Genomic DNA, 17,664 nt, shown 5'->3' with positions numbered 1-17,664 from the left:
GCCCGCTGCCGGCCGCCGCGTCCCACCCGGCGCCCGCCCGGCGCGTCCGCCGCCGTGTCGGGCCGCCGGGCGCGGCGCGTCATGATGGCCCGGTGAGCAGCACCGCCGCCTCCTGGAGGGACACCCCCGTCATGTCCGCGACCGCACGCCGCGCCCCCCGCCGGGCGTCCCGCCGAAGCGCCGCGGGCGCGGTGGGCGCCTTCGCCCTGACCTCCGCGACCGCCCTCGCCGTGGTCGCCGCCCCCGGCGCCACCGCCGTCCCCGTCCAGAGCGGCGAGCGCGGCGTCGCGCTGCTGTCGAGCGTGGACGAGGCCGCCCAGCGGGCCGCGCTGGAGTACTGGACGCCCGAGCGGATGGCCGCGGCGCGGCCGGCGGGGCAGTCGGTGGACGGCGGGCCCGGCGCGGCCGGCGCGGCCGCGGCCGCCGGGGCGGACGGCTCGACGCCCGCACCCGTCCCCGCGCCCGCGCCGACGGGCGCGCCCGGGACGGACGGGCGCTCCACCCTCGCGGTCGGCGACGCGCCACGGGTGGGGCGCGACCCCCGCTCGACGGCCTCGGTCGTCGACGGCGGTGCGGTGAGCCGCAGCACGACGTGGACGGCCGGCGGTCCCGTCACGGCCAAGGTGGGGCGGCTGTACTTCACCCAGGCCGGGATCCCCTACGAGTGCTCGGCCAGCAGCGTGGACTCCCCCAACGAGAGCGTCGTCATCACGGCGGGGCACTGCGTGAGCGAGCGGGGCGTCGGCTCGGCCAACGTCGTCTTCGTCCCGGGCCTGAACGGCACGGCGGAGCCGTTCGGCCGCTGGTCGGCGACCCGGCTGTTCACCACCCGGCAGTGGCTGGAGGGCGACCAGAAGACCGCCGCGGCCCTCAACCACGACGTCGGCTTCGCGGTCGTGGCCAAGCGCGGGCAGAGCACGCTGGCCGACGCGGTGGGGACCTTCGACCTGGCCTTCGACAGCCCGCTGGACCGCGTCACCGTCTTCGGCTACCCCGGCCGCGGCGCCGGCAGCGACGGCAGCACCCTGAAGTACTGCGCCGGCTGGCGCTTCACCGACGCCACCTCCAACCCGGACGCGACCACCGACCAGGCCACCCTGTGCGACATGGCCGGCGGTTCCAGCGGCGGGCCGTGGCTGTCCGGCTTCGACCCCGCCACCGGCGCGGGCACGGTCACCTCGGTGGTGAGCTTCAGCTACAACGACGCCCCCGAGGTGCTGTACGGCCCGCGCCTGGGCGAGGTGGAGCGGGCCGTCTACGCGGAGGCCTCCGCCGTCGCCGCCGGCTGAGCCGGACGACGGGCCCGGCGAGGGGCGGGCGCGACCGGCGCACCCGCCCCCGCCGTTCAGAGCGGGAAGCCGACGTACTTGGTCTCCAGGTACTCCTCGATGCCCTCGGCGCCGCCCTCGCGGCCGAAGCCGCTGGCCTTGACGCCGCCGAAGGGGGCCGCGGCGTTGGAGACGACGCCGGAGTTCAAGCCCACCATGCCCGTCTCCAGGGCCTCGGCCACCCGCATGCCGCGCTGCAGGCCCTCGGTGTAGGCGTAGCCGATGAGGCCGTACTCGGTGTCGTTGGCCAGCGCGATCCCCTCCTCCTCGGTGTCGAAGGCGACGACGGGCGCGACCGGCCCGAAGGTCTCCTCGGTGAGCAGGCGCGCACCGGCGGGCACGTCGGTGACGACGGTGGGGGCGTAGAAGTACCCGGCGTCGCCGACGCCCGAGCCGCCGACGAGCACGCGCGCACCGGCGCCGACGGCCTCCTCGACGCGGCGGGCGACGCCGTCGCGGGCGCGGGCGTCGATGAGCGGGCCGACCTGCACGCCGTCCTCGGTGCCGCGGCCCACGACGAGGGAGCCCATGCGCTCGGCGAGCGCCCGCGAGAAGTCGCCGGCGATGCCGCGCTGGACGTAGAAGCGGTTGGCGGCCGTGCAAGCCTCGCCGCTGTTGCGCATCTTCGCCAGCATGGCGCCGTCGACGGCCTCGTCCAGGTCGGCGTCGTCGAAGACGAGGAACGGCGCGTTGCCGCCGAGCTCCATCGACACCCGCAGCAGCTGCTGGGCGGACTGCTCCACGAGCGTGCGGCCGACGGCGGTGGAGCCGGTGAAGGTGAGCTTGCGCAGCCGCGGGTCGCGGATGAGCGGCTCCATCACCTCCCCCGTGGAGGTCGTCGTGACGACGTTGACGACGCCGTCGGGCACGCCCGCCTCGGCCAGGACCTGCGCCAGCAGCAGCGTCGTCAGCGGGGTCTGGGTGGCGGGCTTGACGACGATCGTGCAGCCGGCGGCCAGCGCCGGCGCGATCTTGCGGGTGCCCATGGCCAGCGGGAAGTTCCACGGCAGGATCGCCAGGACCGGGCCGACGGGCTGCTTCATGGTCAGCAACCGGGAGCCGCCCACCGGGTTCTGCGCGTAGCGGCCGGAGATGCGCGGGGCCTCCTCGGAGAACCAGCGCAGGAACTCCGCGCCGTAGACGACCTCGCCCCTGGCCTCCGCCAGCGGCTTGCCCATCTCCAGCGTCATGAGCAGGGCGAAGTCCTCGGCGCGGGCCGTGAGCAGCTCGTAGGCGCGGCGCAGCACCTCCGCGCGCTGGCGGGTGGGTGTGCGGGCCCAGCCGCGGGCGGCGGCGACGGCGGCGTCCAGGGCCGCGGTGCCGTCGGCGACGCCCGCGTCGGCCACGGCCGTCAGCACGCTGCCGGTGGCGGGGTCCTCGACGTCGACCGTCCTCCCGCCGGCGGCGGGGCGCCAGGCGCCGCCGACGAACAGCCCGGTCGGCACCGAGGTGATGAGCTCCTTCTCGCGCTGGGTGTCCACGGCGCGTCCCTCCCTGTCGGTCCTGCTCAGTCTTCGGCGGTGACCGCGGTGCTGGCCGCGGTGGTGCTGCCGTGCTCGGCGCGGTCGTCGGCGAAGACGGCGTCGAGGACGTCGAGCGCCTGCTCCAGCAGCGCGTCGGGCATGGTCAGCGGCGGCAGGAACCGCAGGACGTTGCCGTCGGTGCCGCAGGTCAGGACGATGACGCCGCGCTGGGCGGCGGCGGCCGCGACGCGCTTGGCGAGCGCGGCGTCGGGGGTCGTGGTGCCGGGGGCCACGAGCTCGGCGGCGACCATCGCGCCGCGCCCGCGCACGTCGCCGACGCGCGGGTCGGCCCCGGCGAGGGCGCGCAGCCGGCGCTGCAGGACGTCGCCGACGTGCGCGGCGCGCTCCACGAGGCCCTCCTCGCGCACGGTGCGCATGGCGGCCAGCGCGGCGGCGCAGGCCGCCGGGTTGCCGCCGTAGGTGCCGCCGAGGCCGCCGGGGACGGGGGCGTCCATGATCTCGGCGCGGCCGGTGACCGCGGACAGCGGCAGACCGCCGGCGATGCCCTTGGCGGTTGTGACCAGGTCGGGCACGACCCCCTCGTGCTCGCAGGCGAACATCGCACCGGTGCGGGCGAAGCCGCTCTGCACCTCGTCGGCGACGAGGACGACGCCGTGGGCGCGGGCCCAGTCGGCGAGCGCGGGCAGGAACCCGGCGGCGGGGACGATGAACCCGCCCTCGCCCTGGATCGGCTCGACGACGATCGCGGCCACGTTGGCGGCACCGACCTGCTTCTCGATCACGTCGAGGGCGCGGGCGGCGGCCGCGGGGCCGTCGAGGCCGTCGCGGAAGGGGTAGCTCAGCGGGGCGCGGTAGACCTCGGGGGCGAAGGGGCCGAAGCCGTTCTTGTAGGGCATGTTCTTGGCCGTCATGGCCATCGTGAGGTTGGTGCGCCCGTGGTAGGCGTGGTCGAAGACGACGACGGCCTGGCGGCCGGTGTGCGCGCGGGCGATCTTGACGGCGTTCTCGACGGCCTCGGCGCCGGAGGTGAACAGCGCGGTGCGCTTGGCGTGCTCGCCCGGGGTGGCGCGGTTGAGCTCCTCGGCGACCTCGACGTAGGAGTCGTACGGCGTGATCATGAAGCAGGTGTGGGTGAAGCGGGCGACCTGCTCGCCGACGGCCTCGACCACGCGCGGGGCGGCGTTGCCGACGGTGGTCACGGCGATGCCGGAGCCGAGGTCGGCGAAGGAGTTGCCGTCGACGTCGACGACGACCCCGCCGCCGGCGGCCGCGGCGTAGAAGGGCATGGCGGAGCCGACGGCCGCGGAGACGGCGCCGGTGCGGCGGGCGGCGAGCTCGCGGGAGACCGGTCCCGGGACCTCGGTGCGCAGGCGGATCTCCTGGGGGAGGCCGGGGCCTCCCAGCGGTGCGGTGCCGGGGCGGTCCTCGAGGGTGGTCATGGGAGGACGCTAGGCCCGCGCACCGCCCGCCGGAAGTGCCACCGTGCACTGCGCGCCGCGCGGCGCTGTGCACGGCTGACACCCGGGGCGCCGGGTGCGGGCGGTGGCCGCCGCCGACGGGCCCGCCGCCGGCGCTGGGTAGCGTGCCCGGTGTGAGCCTGGACCCGCACGACCTGCCCGCCGCCGCGCTGGACTTCCTCATCGAGCGGCACCTGGCGACGATGACCACGCTGCGCGCCGACGGCTCCCCGCACGTGGTCCCCGTGGGCTTCACCTTCGAGGCCGGGGCGGGCCTGGTGCGCGTCATCACCTCGGGGACCTCGCGCAAGGCCGTGCACGTGCGCCGCGGCTCGCGCGTCGTCGTCGCCCAGGTCGACGGCCGGCGCTGGCTAGCGCTGGAGGGCGAGGGCCGGGTGCTCGCGCAGGCGGCGGAGGTCGCCGAGGCCGAGCGCCGCTACGCCCTGCGCTACCGCACGCCGCGCCCCAACCCGGCGCGCGTGGTGGTGGCGTTCACCGTGGACCGGGTGCTGGGCTCGGTGCCGCCCTGGGACTGAGCCCGCTCGCCGCGGGGCGCGACGGCGCTCAGCGCCCGAAGGTGACGATCAGCTCCACGACCCGGTCGAGGAAGGCGTCGACCGGCGCCTCGCGGTAGCCGCGCCGGCCCCGGCGCGGGCGGAAGAGGGCACCGCGCACCTCGTCGGCGCTCAGCGCCGGCCCGCCGCGGAAGTGCTGGGCCAGCAGCTCGCACAGCGCGTCGACGTCGGCGGGCCGGTAGCCGCGGCGCAGGCCGCGGGCGCGGGGGAAGCGCTCCCCCGCGCTCTCCCCCAGGCGCCCGACGACGGCCGCGGCCAGCGCGGCGCGCCGCTCGTCGAAGGGGCGCCGGTCCTCCTGCGCGAGCGCGCGCTCGCGCTCGCGGCGGGCCAGGGCGTCCTCCAGGGCCGACAGCAGCGCGTCGGTGGCCGGCACGTCGTAGCCGCCGAACCGGGAGGCGAAGCCGACGGCGCGCACCTGGGCCGAGGCGACGCGGCCGGCGGGCAGCGCCTTCTCGAGGTGGCGGAAGAACAGGTCCACGTCGCCGACCCGGTAGCCGCGGCGCAGCGCGCCGGTGCGCGGGGGGCGCTCGGCCAGCAGCTGCACCACCGGACGCCCCTCGACGTCCTGCGTCACGCGCGCGGCTGCTCGGGGCCGATGGCGGCCAGCTGCCCGCAGGCGCCGTCGATCTCGCTGCCGCGGGTGTCGCGCACGGTGGTCGGCACGCCCCGCGCCTCGAGGGCGGCGACGAAGGCGTCCTCCACGGCCGGGTCGCTGGCCGTCCACTTGGAGCCGGGCGTGGGGTTGAGCGGGATGGGGTTGACGTGCACCCAGCCCCGACCGCGCGCGTTGAGCAGCTTGCCGAGGCGGTCGGCCCGCCACGCCTGGTCGTTGACGTCGCGGATGAGCGCGTACTCGATGCTCACCCGGCGGCCGGTGGCCTCGAAGTAGCGCCGCGCGGCGTCGAGGGCCTCGGCGACCTTCCAGCGCCGGTTGATCGGCACCAGCTCGTCGCGCAGCTCGTCGTCGGGGGCGTGCAGGCTCAGCGCGAGGGTGGCCGCGATGCCCTCCTGGGCGAACTTGTCGATGGCCGGCACCAGGCCCACGGTCGACATGGTCACCCCGCGCGCGGAGATGCCCAGGCCGTCGGGGGCTGGAGCGGTGATCCGGCGCACGGCGGCGACGGCCGACCGGTAGTTGGCCAGCGCCTCGCCCATGCCCATGAAGACGACGTTGGACACGCGCCCGGGGCCGCCGGCCACCTCCCCGCGGGCCAGCGCGCGGGAGGCGGCGGTGACCTGCTCGACGATCTCGGCGGTCGACAGGTTGCGCGTCAGGCCGGCCTGGCCGGTCGCGCAGAAGGGGCAGTTCATCCCGCAGCCGGCCTGGCTGGAGATGCACAGGGTGTCGCGGTTCTTGTAGCGCATGAGGACCGACTCGACGAGCGCGCCGTCGTGCAGGCGCCACAGCGTCTTGACGGTGCTCCCCTTGTCGGCGGTCAGCGTGCGCACCGGCGTCAGCAGCGTCGGCAGCAGCGCCTCGGCGATGCGCGCGCGGCTGGCGGCCGGCAGGTCCGTCATCCGCTCCGGGTCGTCCTCGAGCCGCTCGAACCACTGGGTGGCCAGCTGCTTGCCGCGGAACGGCTTCTCGCCGAGCGCGACCATCGCCTCCGCGCGCTCGGCGGGCTCGAGGTCGGCGAAGTGGCGCGGCGGCTTGCCGCGCCGGGGGGCCGACATGACGAGCTGGCCGGGGCCGGCAGGGGCCAGCGGCAGCGGCTCGCGCGGGGGTGCGTCCAGTGGAGAAGTCATCGTGGCTCCATGGTAAGGGCGTGCGCGACCCCCGCGGCGCGCCTCAGGGGCCGACGAGCCACAGCAGCAGCAGGTGCACCACGGGAGCCGCCGGCAGCAGCGAGTCCAGGCGGTCCATGACCCCGCCGTGGCCGGGCAGCAGCGTGCCCATGTCCTTGATGCCCAGGTCGCGCTTGAGCATCGACTCCGACAGGTCGCCCAGCACCGCGACGGCGACCGTCACCACGCCGAGGAGCAGACCGCCCCACCACGGGCCGCCCAGCGCCAGCGGCAGGGCGATCGCACCGGCGACCGCGCCCACCAGCACCGAGCCGGCCGTGCCCTCCCAGGACTTCTTCGGGCTGACCGTCGGCGCCATCGGGTGCCGGCCGAAGAAGACGCCCGCGGCGTAGCCGCCGACGTCGCTGCCCACGACGAGCAGCACGAACAGCAGCACGCGCCAGGGGCCGTCGTCGGCCGCGAGCATGAGCATCGCGAAGCCGGCCAGCAGCGGGCCGTAGCTGACGATGAAGACGCCGGCCGCCACGTCGCGCACCGCCGGCACCACCAGCGGTGAGCCGTGGTCGCCCCCGGAGGACACCAGCCGGTACACCAGCACGGCGAGCACCGTCAGCACGTAGGCGACGAAGAGAGTCTCCCCGCCGCCCAGGTAGGCCCCCGGCAGCATGGCCAGCGTCCCCGCCACCGGCGGCAGCACGGGGATGCGCAGGTGGCGGGCGCGGAAGGCCCGGACCATCTCGACGCAGCCGTAGAGCACGGCCGCCGAGGCGAGCACGAGGAAGGCCTCGCGGCGCACGAAGAGGCTCAGGACGAGGACCGCGCCGAGGCCCACCCCCACGCCGATGGCGGCGGGCAGGTCGCGGCCCGCCCGCCGCGGGGGCCTGCCCGCCGTGGGACCGGGGCCGGCCTGCGGGCCGGCGGACGCGTCAGGTGCCGACTGGTTCACACCGCCAGCAGTTCCGCTTCCTTGTTCTTCAGGAGCTCGTCGACGGTGTCCACGTACTTCTTCGTCGTCGCCTCCAGCTCCTTCTCCGCGCGCCCGACCTCGTCCTCGCCGGCCTCGCCGTCCTTGACGATGCGGTCCAGCTCCTCCTTGGCGCGACGGCGCACGTTGCGCAGCGAGACGCGCGCGTCCTCGGCCTTGGTGCGGGCGAGCTTGATGTAGTCCTTGCGCCGCTCCTCGGTCAGCTGCGGCAGCACGATGCGGATCACGTTGCCGTCGTTGCCGGGGTTGACGCCCAGGTCCGAGTTGCGCAGCGCCTTCTCGATCTCGCTCATCGCGCCGCGGTCGAAGGGCGTGATCAGCACCGAGCGCGCCTCGGGGATCTGGAAGGAGGCCAGCTGCTGCAGCGGGGTCGGGGCACCGTAGTAGTCGACCATGATCTTGTGGAACATGGCCGCGTTGGCCCGGCCCGTGCGGATGCTGCCGAAGTCCTCCTTGGCGACGTCGATCGCCTTGCTCATCTTCTCCTCGGCCTCGAGGAGGGTGTCGTCGATCACGGTGGTCCCTTCGTCCTGCGTCCCGGCGCGTCTCGTCCGCCCGAGGTGGCGGGCCGGCTGGTGGTCAGCCGTCGATCAGCCCGCGATCACCTGCGTGCCGATCCTCTCACCCCGCAGCGCGCGCGCCACGCCCTGGCCCTCCATGCCGAAGACGACCATCGGCAGGCCGTTGTCCATGCACAGGCTGAAGGCGGTCGTGTCGACCACCCGCAGGCCCTGCCGCAGGGCCTCGGCGTAGCTGATCGTGTCGATCTTCGTGGCGGTCGGGTCCTTGCGCGGGTCGCCCGTGTAGACGCCGTCGACGCCGTTCTTGGCCATGAGGACGGCGTCGGCGCGCACCTCCAGCGCGCGCTGGGCCGCGACGGTGTCGGTGGAGAAGTACGGCATGCCGGCGCCGGCGCCGAAGATCACCACGCGGTTCTTCTCCATGTGCCGGATGGCCCGGCGCGGGATGTACGGCTCGGCGACCTGGCCCATCGTGATGGCCGTCTGCACGCGGGTGTCGACACCGGCCTGCTCGAGGAAGTCCTGCAGGGCGAGGGCGTTCATGACCGTGCCCAGCATGCCCATGTAGTCGGCGCGGCTGCGCTCCATGCCGCGCTGGGACAGCTCGGCGCCGCGGAAGAAGTTGCCGCCGCCGACGACGATGGCGACCTGCACCCCCTGCTTGACCCCGCTGGCGATCTCGCGGGCGACCTGGGCGATGACGTCGGGGTCCACGCCGACGTGGCCGTTGCCGAAGAACTCCCCCGACAGCTTCAGCAGGACCCGCCGGTAGGCGGGGGCCGGCTCGACCGTGCCGGCTTCCAGGTCGACGGTCAGGCTGGGCTCACTCACGCGGGGGCTCCTCGCTGTCGGGGGTGTCGGGGGTGGTGGCTGTGCTCGCAGGTCCCGGGGCAGTCTGCCGCACCCGGTGCGCGCCGGTCGTGCCCGCCGGTGGCGGACTGGTCCGGACGTGCGGACGGGGCGGGGGGACCGTGGTCCCCCCGCCCCGTCCGGGACGTCTCAGGCGCCGGCGCGGAAGCGCGCGAAGGCGGTCACGTGCACCCCGGCCCCGGCCAGCAGCTTGGTGATGGTCGTCTTGGGGTCCTTGGCGAACGGCTGCTCCAGCAGGACGTTGTCCTTGAAGAAGCTGTTCACCCGGCCCTCGACGATCTTCGCCATCGCGGCCTCGGGCTTGTTCTCCTCGCGGGCGGTCTCCTCGGCGATGCGGCGCTCGCTCTCGACCTTCTCGGCCGGCACGTCCTCGCGCGCGAGGTAGGTCGGGCTCATGGCGGCGGTGTGCATCGCCACGTCCTTGCCGACCTCCTCGTTGGCCGCGTCGAGGGCGACCAGCACGCCGATGGTCGGCGGCAGGTCGGTCGCGGTGCGGTGCAGGTAGGAGGACACGTGGGTGCCCTCGATGCGCGCCACGCGCGGGACGAGGATCTTCTCGCCCATCGTGGCGTTCGCCTCGTCGAGCAGCTGCTGGACGGTGCGGCCGCCCAGGTCGGAGGCCAGCAGCGACTCGGCGTCGGTGGCGGCCACGGCCACGGCCTGGTCCAGCACCTGCTGGGCCAGGCTCACGAAGCCCTCGCTCTTGGCGACGAAGTCGGTCTCGCAGTTCAGCTGGACCATGACGCCGAGGCCGCCGTCGGTGTGCACGGCGACCAGGCCGTTCGAGGCGTCGCGGTCCTCGCGCTTGGCCACGCCCTTCTGGCCCTTGATGCGCAGCAGCTCGATGGCCTTCTCGACGTCGCCCTCGGCCTCGACGAGCGCGTTCTTGCAGTCCAGCATGCCGGCGCCGGTCTTCTCGCGCAGCGCCTTGACGTCAGCGGCGGTGTACGCAGCCACGGTCGTTCCTCTCGTCAGCTTCGAAAGCGGTGGTCGACGTCCTGGGCCGGACGTGCGGACGCCCCGGGCCTCGCGGCCCGGGGCGTCTCCAGGCGTCCGTCCGGTCAGGCCTGGGTGGAGGCGCCGACGGTCTGCGACGGGGCCTCGGACTCGGTGGGCTCGTCGCCGGAGAGCGCGACGGCCTCGGCGTCCTGGCCGGTCGCGGCGGCGGCCGCGGCGGCCTCGGGGCGGTCGGAGCCCTCAGCGGTGGCGATGCTCTCGGAGCCGCCGGACTGGATGTTCTCGCTGCCGGCGAGCAGGTCCTGCTCCCAGGCGGCCAGCGGCTCGGCGTCCGAGCCGGCGCCGGCCTCGGTGCGCTGGCCGTGGCGGACCTGCAGGCCCTCGGCGACGGCGTCGGCGATGACCCGCGTCAGCAGCGTGACGGAGCGGATCGCGTCGTCGTTGCCGGGGATGCGGTAGTCCACGTCGTCCGGGTCGCAGTTGGAGTCCAGGATCGCGACGACGGGGATGTTCAGCTTCTTGGCCTCGTCGACGGCCAGGTGCTCCTTGTTGGTGTCCACGATCCACACGGCGGAGGGGACCTTCGCCATGTCGCGGATGCCGCCGAGGGTCTTGTCCAGCTTCTCCTTCTCGCGGCGCAGGACGAGGAGCTCCTTCTTCGTGAGGCCGGAGCCGGCCACGTCGTCGAAGTCGACCTCCTCGAGCTCGCGCAGGCGCGTGAGCCGCTTGGAGACGGTGGAGAAGTTGGTGAGCATGCCGCCCAGCCAGCGCTGGTTGACGTAGGGCATCCCGACGCGGCGGGCCTGCTCGGCGATCGACTCCTGGGCCTGCTTCTTCGTCCCGATGAACAGGATCGAGCCGCCGTGGGCGACGGTCTCCTTGACGAAGTCGTAGGCGCGGTCGATGAACGACAGCGACTGCTGCAGGTCGATGATGTAGATGCCGTTGCGCTCCGTGAACAGGAAGCGCTTCATCTTCGGGTTCCAGCGACGGGTCTGGTGCCCGAAGTGCACACCGGACTCGAGCAGCTGGCGCATCGTCACGACGGCCATGGGTGGTCCTCCTCGTGCCGGCCCCGCGTCGGGGGCCGATCGGTTTACCGCCGCGGGCCGGTCGGCCCGCCGCGCCTGGTCCCCGGCGCACCCGACCACCCGGGGAACGGGTGGACCGAGAGGGTGCTGCCCTGCTGCGCAGTCCGCGGGGACGCGGTGTCACCCGTGTGCGCCGGGATCGGCGCGCACGAGGTGCACTCGTAGTCTACGGGTCGTGAGCACTGGTCTCGACCGCGGCGCGTCGCCCGCCTCCGGCGCCCCCTCCCCGGCCCCCGGGCCGGTCCCCGCGCCGGGCGGGCGGTGGAGCCCGCCGGTCGTGCACCGGATGCGGCGCTTCGGGCCCACGGTGTTCGCGGAGATGTCCGCCCTGGCCCTGCGCACGGGCGCGGTCAACCTGGGCCAGGGCTTCCCCGACGCCGACGGCCCCGCCTCCCTGCTCGACGACGCGGTCGCCGCCATCCGGGCCGGCGCCAACCAGTACCCGCCCGGCACCGGCGTCGGCGCGCTGCTGGAGGCCGTCGCCGCCCACCAGGAGCGCTTCTACGGCCTGCGCCTGGACCCGGGCACGCAGGTGCTCGTGACGGCCGGGGCCACCGAGGCGGTCGCCGCGAGCGTGCTCGCGCTCTGCGAGCCGGGCGACGAGGTCGTCGTGCTCGAGCCCGCCTACGACTCCTACGCCGCCGTCATCGCCCTCGCCGGCGCGGTGCAGCGCTCGGTGCCGCTGGTCCCCGACGGGGCCGGCGGCTTCGCCCTGGACGCGGCCGGGCTGCGGGCGGCCTTCTCCGAGCGCACCCGGCTGGTGCTGCTCAACACCCCGCACAACCCGACCGGCACGGTGCTGACGGCCGCCGAGGTCGCCGAGGTCGCCCGCCTGGCCGTCGCCGCCGACGCGGTCGTGCTGACCGACGAGGTCTACGAGCACCTCGTCTTCGAGGGCGCGCAGCACGTGCCGGTGGCGACGCTGCCGGGCATGGCCGAGCGCACGCTCACCGCCTCCTCGGCGGGCAAGACGTTCTCGGTCACGGGCTGGAAGGTCGGCTGGGTCAGCGGTCCCGCCGAGCTCGTGGCGGCCGTGCGCACCGTCAAGCAGTTCCTCACCTACGTCAACGCGGCGCCGTTCCAGCCGGCCGTGGCGGCGGCGCTGGCGCTGCCCGACGCCTTCTACCGGGACCTGGCCGCCGACCTGCAGCGCCGCCGGGACCTGCTGGTGGAGGGCCTGCGCTCGGCGGGCTTCGGGGTCTCGGTGCCGGCGGGCACCTACTTCGTCGTGGCCGACCCGCGGCCGCTGGGCCACGACGACGGCACCGCGCTGTGCCGGCGGCTGCCCGAGCTCGCCGGGGTCGTCGGCGTCCCGCTGTCCGCCTTCTGCGAGGACGGCTCCCCCGCGGCGCAGGCGGTGCGCCCGCTGGTGCGCTTCACCTTCTGCAAGTCCGACGCCGTCCTGCAGGAGGCGGTGCAGCGGTTGCAGGCGCTGCGCCCGCGGTGAGCGGGGGGTGCGCGCGGTGAGCGGGACGAGCCCGCTGCGCGCGGTGCTGGAGGCCGAGCAGGCCGAGGCCCGCGCCCGCGCCGGCGCCCTGGAGCGCGAGCTCGCCAGCGCCCTGGAGGTCGCCGCGGAGGGGACCGCCGACGACGAGCACGACCCCGAGGGCTCGACCACCGCGTTCGAGCGGGCGCAGGTCGCGGCCGTGCTCGCCCAGGTCCGCGAGCGGCTGGCGCAGCTGGCCGACGCCCTGGCCCGCGTCGACGAGCCGGGCTTCGGGCGCTGCGAGCGCTGCGGGCAGCCGATCGCCGCCGAGCGCCTGGCCGCGCGGCCGTGGACGACGACGTGCGTCAGCTGCGCGGCGGCGGGCTCCCCGCGGGGCCGGTCGGGCGGGCCGGGTCGCTCGGGCGGGCCAGGTCGGCCAGGACCTCGCTGACGAGCTCGGGCAGCGGGCGCCGGCTGTCGGCCACGAGGCGCTCGCCGGTCCAGTCCGCGAAGGCCGCGCGGCGGCGCTGCACCGCCTGCCAGCTCGGTTCGGGGAAGCCGTCGAGGTCGCGCACGCGGGTCTCCAGGCGCCGGCGGTGCAGCCGCTCGTCGGGGCAGCGCACCTCCACGAAGCGGCAGCGGGCGCGGTGCCTGCGCGCCACGTCCGCCCAGGCCGCGCGCGCCTCGTGCACGTCGTTGACGGCGTCGGCCACGACCGCCTGGCCGAGGGCGAGGACCCGCCCGGCGAGCTCCTGGGCGACGGCGTAGGCGGCGAGCCCGGTCGGCTGCTCGCGCCCGACCCCGGCCCGCCACAGCGCCGCCTCGACGGGGTCGACGGACAGCACCGGCGCGGGCAGCGCCCGGCCGAGGGCGTCGGCGAGGGCGCTCTTGCCGGCACCGGGCAACCCGCAGACGACCACGAGCAGGGGAGCGGGCGGCGGTGCGGGCACGCGGTCACCCTGGCACGGGCACGCCGCGCGGTCCGCACAGCGGCGCCGCGACGTGCCGCGTCCACACCCCGCCGGCCGCCCACCGCGCCGCGCGGGGCCGGCGGCCAGGCTGCGGCGGTGCCCTCCCCCGCCTGGCCCCTCGCGGCGCTCTCCACCGGCCTGTCCGCCGGGCTGGTCGCCGCGGTCCTCGCGACCGCCCCCGCTGCGCCGCCGGGGGACGCGGCGCCGGCGGCCGCGCCGGCACCGGCCGGCTGGAGCTGGCCGCTGTCCCCGCTCCCGCGGGTGCTGCGCGGCTACGACGAGGTCGGCCGCTACGCGGCCGGTCACCGCGGGGCCGACCTGGCAGCGGCGCCGGGTCAGCCGGTGCTCGCGGTGGCCGCCGGGTCGGTGGCCTTCGCCGGCCCGGTGGCGGGGCGCGGCGTGGTCGTCGTGGCCCACGCCGACGGCAGCCGCACGACCTACGAGCCGGTGGTGGCCTCCGTCGCGGCGGGGCAGGCGGTGCAGCGCTCCGGCGTGCTGGGGGCGGTGGCCGCCGCTCCGGCGCACTGCGCGCTGCCCTGCCTGCACCTGGGGCTGCGGCGCGGCGAGGCCTACCTCGACCCCCTGGCGCGGCTGCGGGGCGGCGCGCCCGTGCTGCTGCCGCTGGGGCGGCCGTGACGCCGGGGTCAGCCGGCGTCGGAGAGCTTGCCGCGCAGCTGCAGGACGGCCTTGGTGTGCATCTGGCAGATGCGCGACTCGGTGACGCCGAGCACGCGGCCGATCTCGGCCAGCGTCAGGCCCTCGTAGTAGTAGAGGGTGACGACGATCTTCTCCCGCTCGGGCAGCTGGTTGACGGCCCGCGAGAGCAGGAACTTCGTCTCCTCGCTCTCGAACGCCGCGACCGGGTCCTCGGCCTTGGTGTCCTCGAGGGTGTCGACGAGGGAGAGCTTGTCGCCCTTCTCCCCCGAGACGCTGAGCAGCTCGTCGAGGGCGACGACGTTGACGTAGGAGACCTGGCTGAAGATGTGGTGCAGGTCGGTCAGCGCGATGCCCATGCGCTCGGCGACCTCGGCCTCGGTGGGGGTGCGGTGCAGCTCGCCCTCGAGGGTGGCGTAGGTGCGCTCGACCTCGCGCGCCTTGCTGCGCACCGAGCGCGGGATCCAGTCGATGGCCCGCAGCTCGTCGATGATGGCGCCGCGGATGCGGGAGATCGCGTAGGTCTCGAACTTGATGGCGCGCTCGATGTCGAACTTCTCGATCGCGTCGATGAGGCCGAAGATCCCGTAGGAGACCAGGTCGGCCTGCTCGATGTTCGGCGGCAGCCCGACGCCCACGCGGCCGGCGACGTACTTGACCAGCGGCGAGTAGTGCATGATCAGCTTCTCGCGGACCACGGGGTCGGCGGTGGCCTTGAAGTCCTCCCACATGGCCCGCAGGGCGGCCTCGGCCTCCTCCTGCTCGGGCGTGGAGGGACCCCTGCGGCTGGTGAAGCGGGCGTTGGCCTGCGGCCGGCCGGCCGGGCGGACCTCCTCGACCGGCTCCGCGACCACGGTGTCCGCGACCGGCGCACCCGCCGTGGCGCCGGCGCCCTCGACGACGCGCAGGTCGGGCTGGGCGCGCTCCGACTGCGCGGTGGCCGCGCGTTCGCGCCCCGCTGCTGCATCCACAGTGGTCCTCCCCCCGACCGCCGGACCCGGGGACGGGCCTGGTGGTGCGATCCCCGCGGGCCTCCACGGAGACGTGCGTGTACATCTGCGTCCTTGACAGCGTAGCGTCACCAAGCCACTCCCGTACGCTACGAGCGTCAGCTCCCACCCCCCGGGCCGACCGGGGGTGGTCGGCCCGGGGGGGCGGGCGCCGGACGCGGCCCGGCGGCGAGCCGGGTGCGCGGTCAGTCGCCCTTGACGTTGACGAGCTGGTGCAGCACGTGCCGGACCTCGACGAGGTCGGCGGCGTCCGCCATGACCCGGTCGATGTCCTTGTAGGCGGCCGGGATCTCGTCGAGGAACGCGTCGGTGTCGCGGTACTCGATGCCGCGCATCGCCTCCCGCAGCTGCTCGCGGGTGAAGGTGCGCCGCGCGGCCGAGCGGCTGTACTCGCGCCCCGCCCCGTGCGGGGAGGAGTTCAGCGACTCGCGGTTGCCCTTGCCGACGACGACGTAGCTGGCGGTGCCCATCGACCCCGGCACGAGCCCGGGCCGGCCCGCGTCGGCGAGGATGGCGCCCTTGCGCGACAGCCACACCTCGCGGCCGTAGTGCTCCTCGCGGGCGGTGTAGTTGTGGTGGCAGTTGATGCGCTCCCGCTCCACCACGGGCGTCCCGAGGAACTCCGAGAGCTGCCGCGCCACCCGGTCCACCATCTCCTCGCGGTTGAGCAGCGCGAAGTGCTGGGCCCACTGCAGGTCCGCCACGTAGTCGTCGAACTCGGCGGTCCCCTCGGTGAGGTGGGCGAGGTCGCGGTCGGGCAGCTGCACCCCGGCGCGGGCGCAGACGTCCTGCGCGATGCGGATGTGGTGCATCGCCAGCCGGTTGCCCGGCCCGCGCGAGCCCGAGTGCAGGAAGATCCAGACCGCCGAGGTCTCGTCGACCGACACCTCGATGAAGTGGTTGCCGGACCCGAGCGTCCCCAGCGCCAGCCGCCAGCGGGGCACCAGCTGCTCGCGGAACGCCGCGCGCTCGGGGTGCAGCGCCTCCAGCTCCTCCACCCTCGGCTGCGCGGTGGCCGAGACGCGGCGGTTGGCCGCCCCCGCGGACAGCGGGACGCTGCGCTCGATCGCCTCGCGCAGCACCGCCAGCTCGCGACCGGCGAGGTCGTCGGCGGTGAACTGCGTGCGCAGCGCGATCATGCCGCAGCCGATGTCGACCCCGACGGCGGCGGGGACGATGGCCCCGTCGGTGGGGATGACCGAGCCGACGGTCGCGCCCTTGCCCAGGTGGGCGTCGGGCATCAGGGCGATGTGCGGGTGGATGAACGGCATCGTCGACGCGAGCTCGGCCTGGCGCCGGGTCCCCTCCTCCAGGACGGACGCCCAGTTGACGAGCTTGTCGTTCAGCCTCTCCACGGCTCTCCCCTTCCTGCCCACGTCCCGCGGCCGCGTTCCGGCGGCGGGCACGGGGATCGACGCTACCTGCGCGAGGTCCGCTGCCCCAACGGTTTTCCCTCACACCCCCAGCCGCCAGCCGTCCTCGCCGCGCACGGCCACCCCCGACAGCAGCAACCTGCCCAGGACCGCCTGGACGACACCGGCCTCCAGGGCGGCGTCGCGCGCCAGCCGCTCCAGGTCCGCGCCGCCGCGGCGCGGCAGGCACTCGGCCACCCGCAGCTCCTCGCGGTCCAGGCCGTCCAGCGGGCGCCGCTCAGCGGTGCGCGGCGCGAGCACGTCGGCGTCGAGGGCGCCGACGAGCTCGGCGACCTCGTCGGCGCCGGTCACGCAGACCGCCCCGCGCTCGCGCAGCAGCCGGTGGCAGCCGGCGGAGGCCGGGGAGGTCACCGGGCCGGGGACGGCCCCCACCGGGCGCAGCAGCCGCTCGGCGCGGTCGGCCGTCGACAGCGCCCCCGAGCGCCAGGCCGCCTCCACCACCACGGTGCCGCCGGTGAGCGCGGCGATGAGGCGGTTGCGCTCCAGGAAGCGCCAGCGCGTCGGGGTGGACCCCGGCGGCACCTCGCTGACCAGCGCACCGCGCTCGGCCAGGCGGGCCAGCAGCGCCGCGTTCCCGGGCGGGTAGGCGCGGTCGACCCCGCAGGCCAGGACGGCCAGGCTCGTGCCGCCGACCGCGAGCGCCGCCCGGTGGGCGGCGGCGTCGATGCCGAAGGCGCCGCCGCTGACGACGGCGAAGCCGCGATCGGCCACCCCGGCGGCCAGCTCGGCGCCGACGTGCTCGCCGTAGGCCGTGCACGCCCGCGAGCCGACGAGGGCGACGCTGCGCGCGCTCGCGGCGGCCGGGTCGGCCGGGCCGCGCACCCACAGGCAGAACGGCGCGCCGAGCGGGCGGCCCCCGGCGGCGGGTGCGCGGTCCAGGTCGGCCAGCTGCTGCGGCCACTCCTCGTCGCCGGGCACGAGCAGCCGGCCGCCGGCGGCCCGCACCGCGGCGAGGTCGGCGGCCGGGTCGACGTGATCCAGCCGGGTGCGCCAGCGCTGCGGCCCGCGGCCGGTGACGACGGCCTCCAGGGCCAGGGCGGCACCCACCTCGGCGACCAGCTGGGCGGCCGCGGCGTCCCCGGGCTCGGCCAGCCGGCTCCAGGCCGCGCGGGCCAGCCGCTCGTCCTCCAGCGCCGGGCGCAGCGCGGGCGGGGGC

18 protein-coding genes are annotated in these 17,664 nt (G+C 75.8%); 5 read left to right on the top strand and 13 right to left on the bottom strand.

Features of this window, described 5'->3' with window-relative positions; all coding sequences use genetic code 11:
* Positions 1-92 precede the first annotated feature (92 nt).
* A complete protein-coding gene (locus tag GTQ99_RS08760; protein WP_166615353.1) occupies positions 93-1,289 on the top strand; it encodes a trypsin-like serine peptidase in 1,197 nt (398 codons plus the stop codon).
* Between the two features lie 56 nt (positions 1,290-1,345).
* Here the strand turns inward: GTQ99_RS08760 and GTQ99_RS08755 are convergent, their stop codons facing one another.
* On the bottom strand, positions 1,346-2,809 hold the full coding sequence (locus tag GTQ99_RS08755) for an aldehyde dehydrogenase family protein (protein WP_166615352.1): 1,464 nt from the start codon (positions 2,807-2,809) through the stop codon (positions 1,346-1,348).
* A gap of 26 nt (positions 2,810-2,835) precedes the next feature.
* On the bottom strand, positions 2,836-4,251 hold the full coding sequence (gabT, locus tag GTQ99_RS08750) for a 4-aminobutyrate--2-oxoglutarate transaminase (RefSeq protein ID WP_166615351.1): 1,416 nt from the start codon (positions 4,249-4,251) through the stop codon (positions 2,836-2,838).
* Positions 4,252-4,403: 152 nt separating this feature from the next.
* On the opposite strand from gabT, the gene GTQ99_RS08745 reads away from it, so the two are divergent.
* Entirely contained in the window at positions 4,404-4,805 is a 402-nt protein-coding gene (locus tag GTQ99_RS08745) for a TIGR03618 family F420-dependent PPOX class oxidoreductase (RefSeq protein ID WP_166615350.1), read from the top strand.
* A gap of 28 nt (positions 4,806-4,833) precedes the next feature.
* Here GTQ99_RS08745 and GTQ99_RS26760 read toward each other — a convergent pair whose 3' ends face one another.
* From GTQ99_RS26760 to rpsB, 7 genes are all read right to left on the bottom strand, one after another.
* Entirely contained in the window at positions 4,834-5,418 is a 585-nt protein-coding gene (locus GTQ99_RS26760; RefSeq protein ID WP_166615349.1) for a DivIVA domain-containing protein, read from the bottom strand.
* Positions 5,415-6,590, bottom strand: a complete 1,176-nt coding sequence (gene rlmN, locus GTQ99_RS08735; RefSeq protein ID WP_166615348.1) for a dual-specificity RNA methyltransferase RlmN — start codon at positions 6,588-6,590, stop codon at positions 5,415-5,417. Before rlmN ends, GTQ99_RS26760 begins: the two co-directional genes overlap by 4 nt.
* A gap of 43 nt (positions 6,591-6,633) precedes the next feature.
* Complete coding sequence (locus GTQ99_RS08730) at positions 6,634-7,536, bottom strand: phosphatidate cytidylyltransferase (RefSeq protein WP_166615347.1); 903 nt, start codon at positions 7,534-7,536, stop codon at positions 6,634-6,636.
* Positions 7,533-8,090, bottom strand: coding sequence for a ribosome recycling factor (frr, locus tag GTQ99_RS08725; protein WP_166615346.1), 558 nt, complete (start codon positions 8,088-8,090; stop codon positions 7,533-7,535). The genes GTQ99_RS08730 and frr overlap by 4 nt, the downstream gene beginning before the upstream one ends.
* 75 nt (positions 8,091-8,165) lie before the next feature.
* On the bottom strand, positions 8,166-8,927 hold the full coding sequence (gene pyrH, locus GTQ99_RS08720; protein ID WP_420814531.1) for a UMP kinase: 762 nt from the start codon (positions 8,925-8,927) through the stop codon (positions 8,166-8,168).
* 168 nt (positions 8,928-9,095) lie between these two features.
* Positions 9,096-9,923 carry a translation elongation factor Ts gene (gene tsf / locus GTQ99_RS08715; RefSeq protein WP_166615345.1) on the bottom strand — a complete coding sequence of 276 codons (828 nt, stop codon included), beginning with the start codon at positions 9,921-9,923 and terminating at the stop codon, positions 9,096-9,098.
* Positions 9,924-10,027: 104 nt separating this feature from the next.
* A complete protein-coding gene (rpsB, locus tag GTQ99_RS08710; RefSeq protein WP_166615344.1) occupies positions 10,028-10,975 on the bottom strand; it encodes a 30S ribosomal protein S2 in 948 nt (315 codons plus the stop codon).
* Between the two features lie 316 nt (positions 10,976-11,291).
* On the opposite strand from rpsB, the gene GTQ99_RS08705 reads away from it, so the two are divergent.
* Together GTQ99_RS08705 and GTQ99_RS26755 are read left to right on the top strand one after the other, a co-directional pair.
* Positions 11,292-12,461, top strand: a complete 1,170-nt coding sequence (locus tag GTQ99_RS08705) for a pyridoxal phosphate-dependent aminotransferase (protein WP_420814532.1) — start codon at positions 11,292-11,294, stop codon at positions 12,459-12,461.
* 16 nt (positions 12,462-12,477) lie between these two features.
* Entirely contained in the window at positions 12,478-12,891 is a 414-nt protein-coding gene (locus tag GTQ99_RS26755; protein ID WP_338074852.1) for a TraR/DksA family transcriptional regulator, read from the top strand.
* Here GTQ99_RS26755 and GTQ99_RS08695 read toward each other — a convergent pair.
* Positions 12,806-13,390, bottom strand: a complete 585-nt coding sequence (locus GTQ99_RS08695) for an AAA family ATPase (protein ID WP_205707076.1) — start codon at positions 13,388-13,390, stop codon at positions 12,806-12,808. The two genes, GTQ99_RS26755 and GTQ99_RS08695, sit on opposite strands and share 86 nt — an antisense overlap.
* 117 nt (positions 13,391-13,507) lie before the next feature.
* On the opposite strand from GTQ99_RS08695, the gene GTQ99_RS24945 reads away from it, so the two are divergent.
* The gene (locus GTQ99_RS24945) at positions 13,508-14,047 is read left to right on the top strand and encodes a peptidoglycan DD-metalloendopeptidase family protein (RefSeq protein WP_166615343.1); all 540 of its coding nucleotides are present in this window, start codon (positions 13,508-13,510) and stop codon (positions 14,045-14,047) included.
* Positions 14,048-14,055: 8 nt separating this feature from the next.
* Here the strand turns inward: GTQ99_RS24945 and whiG are convergent, their stop codons facing one another.
* The 3 genes from whiG to dprA all read right to left on the bottom strand — a co-directional run.
* Positions 14,056-14,919, bottom strand: a complete 864-nt coding sequence (gene whiG / locus GTQ99_RS08685; protein ID WP_166615355.1) for an RNA polymerase sigma factor WhiG — start codon at positions 14,917-14,919, stop codon at positions 14,056-14,058.
* Between the two features lie 341 nt (positions 14,920-15,260).
* Positions 15,261-16,430 (bottom strand): RtcB family protein, encoded by a 1,170-nt coding sequence (locus tag GTQ99_RS08680; RefSeq protein WP_166615342.1) that lies wholly within the window; start codon positions 16,428-16,430, stop codon positions 15,261-15,263.
* A 99-nt stretch (positions 16,431-16,529) separates the two neighbouring features.
* The coding region (gene dprA / locus GTQ99_RS08675; RefSeq protein WP_205707075.1) for a DNA-processing protein DprA at positions 16,530-17,664 on the bottom strand (1,135 nt) is incomplete at its 5' end.

The sequence above is a fragment of the Kineococcus vitellinus genome, from assembly GCF_009906315.1.
Classification (GTDB): domain Bacteria; phylum Actinomycetota; class Actinomycetes; order Actinomycetales; family Kineococcaceae; genus Kineococcus; species Kineococcus vitellinus.
This window is presented reverse-complemented; position numbering and strand designations above follow the sequence as displayed.

Bases quoted from the DNA above. Each gene is read 5' to 3' on its own strand.
- gabT (WP_166615351.1), bottom strand. From the start codon at position 4,251: ATGACCACCCTCGAGGACCGCCCCGGCACCGCACCGCTGGGAGGCCCC.
- rlmN (WP_166615348.1), bottom strand. From the start codon at position 6,590: ATGACTTCTCCACTGGACGCACCCCCGCGCGAGCCGCTGCCGCTGGCC.
- rpsB (WP_166615344.1), bottom strand. From the start codon at position 10,975: ATGGCCGTCGTGACGATGCGCCAGCTGCTCGAGTCCGGTGTGCACTTC.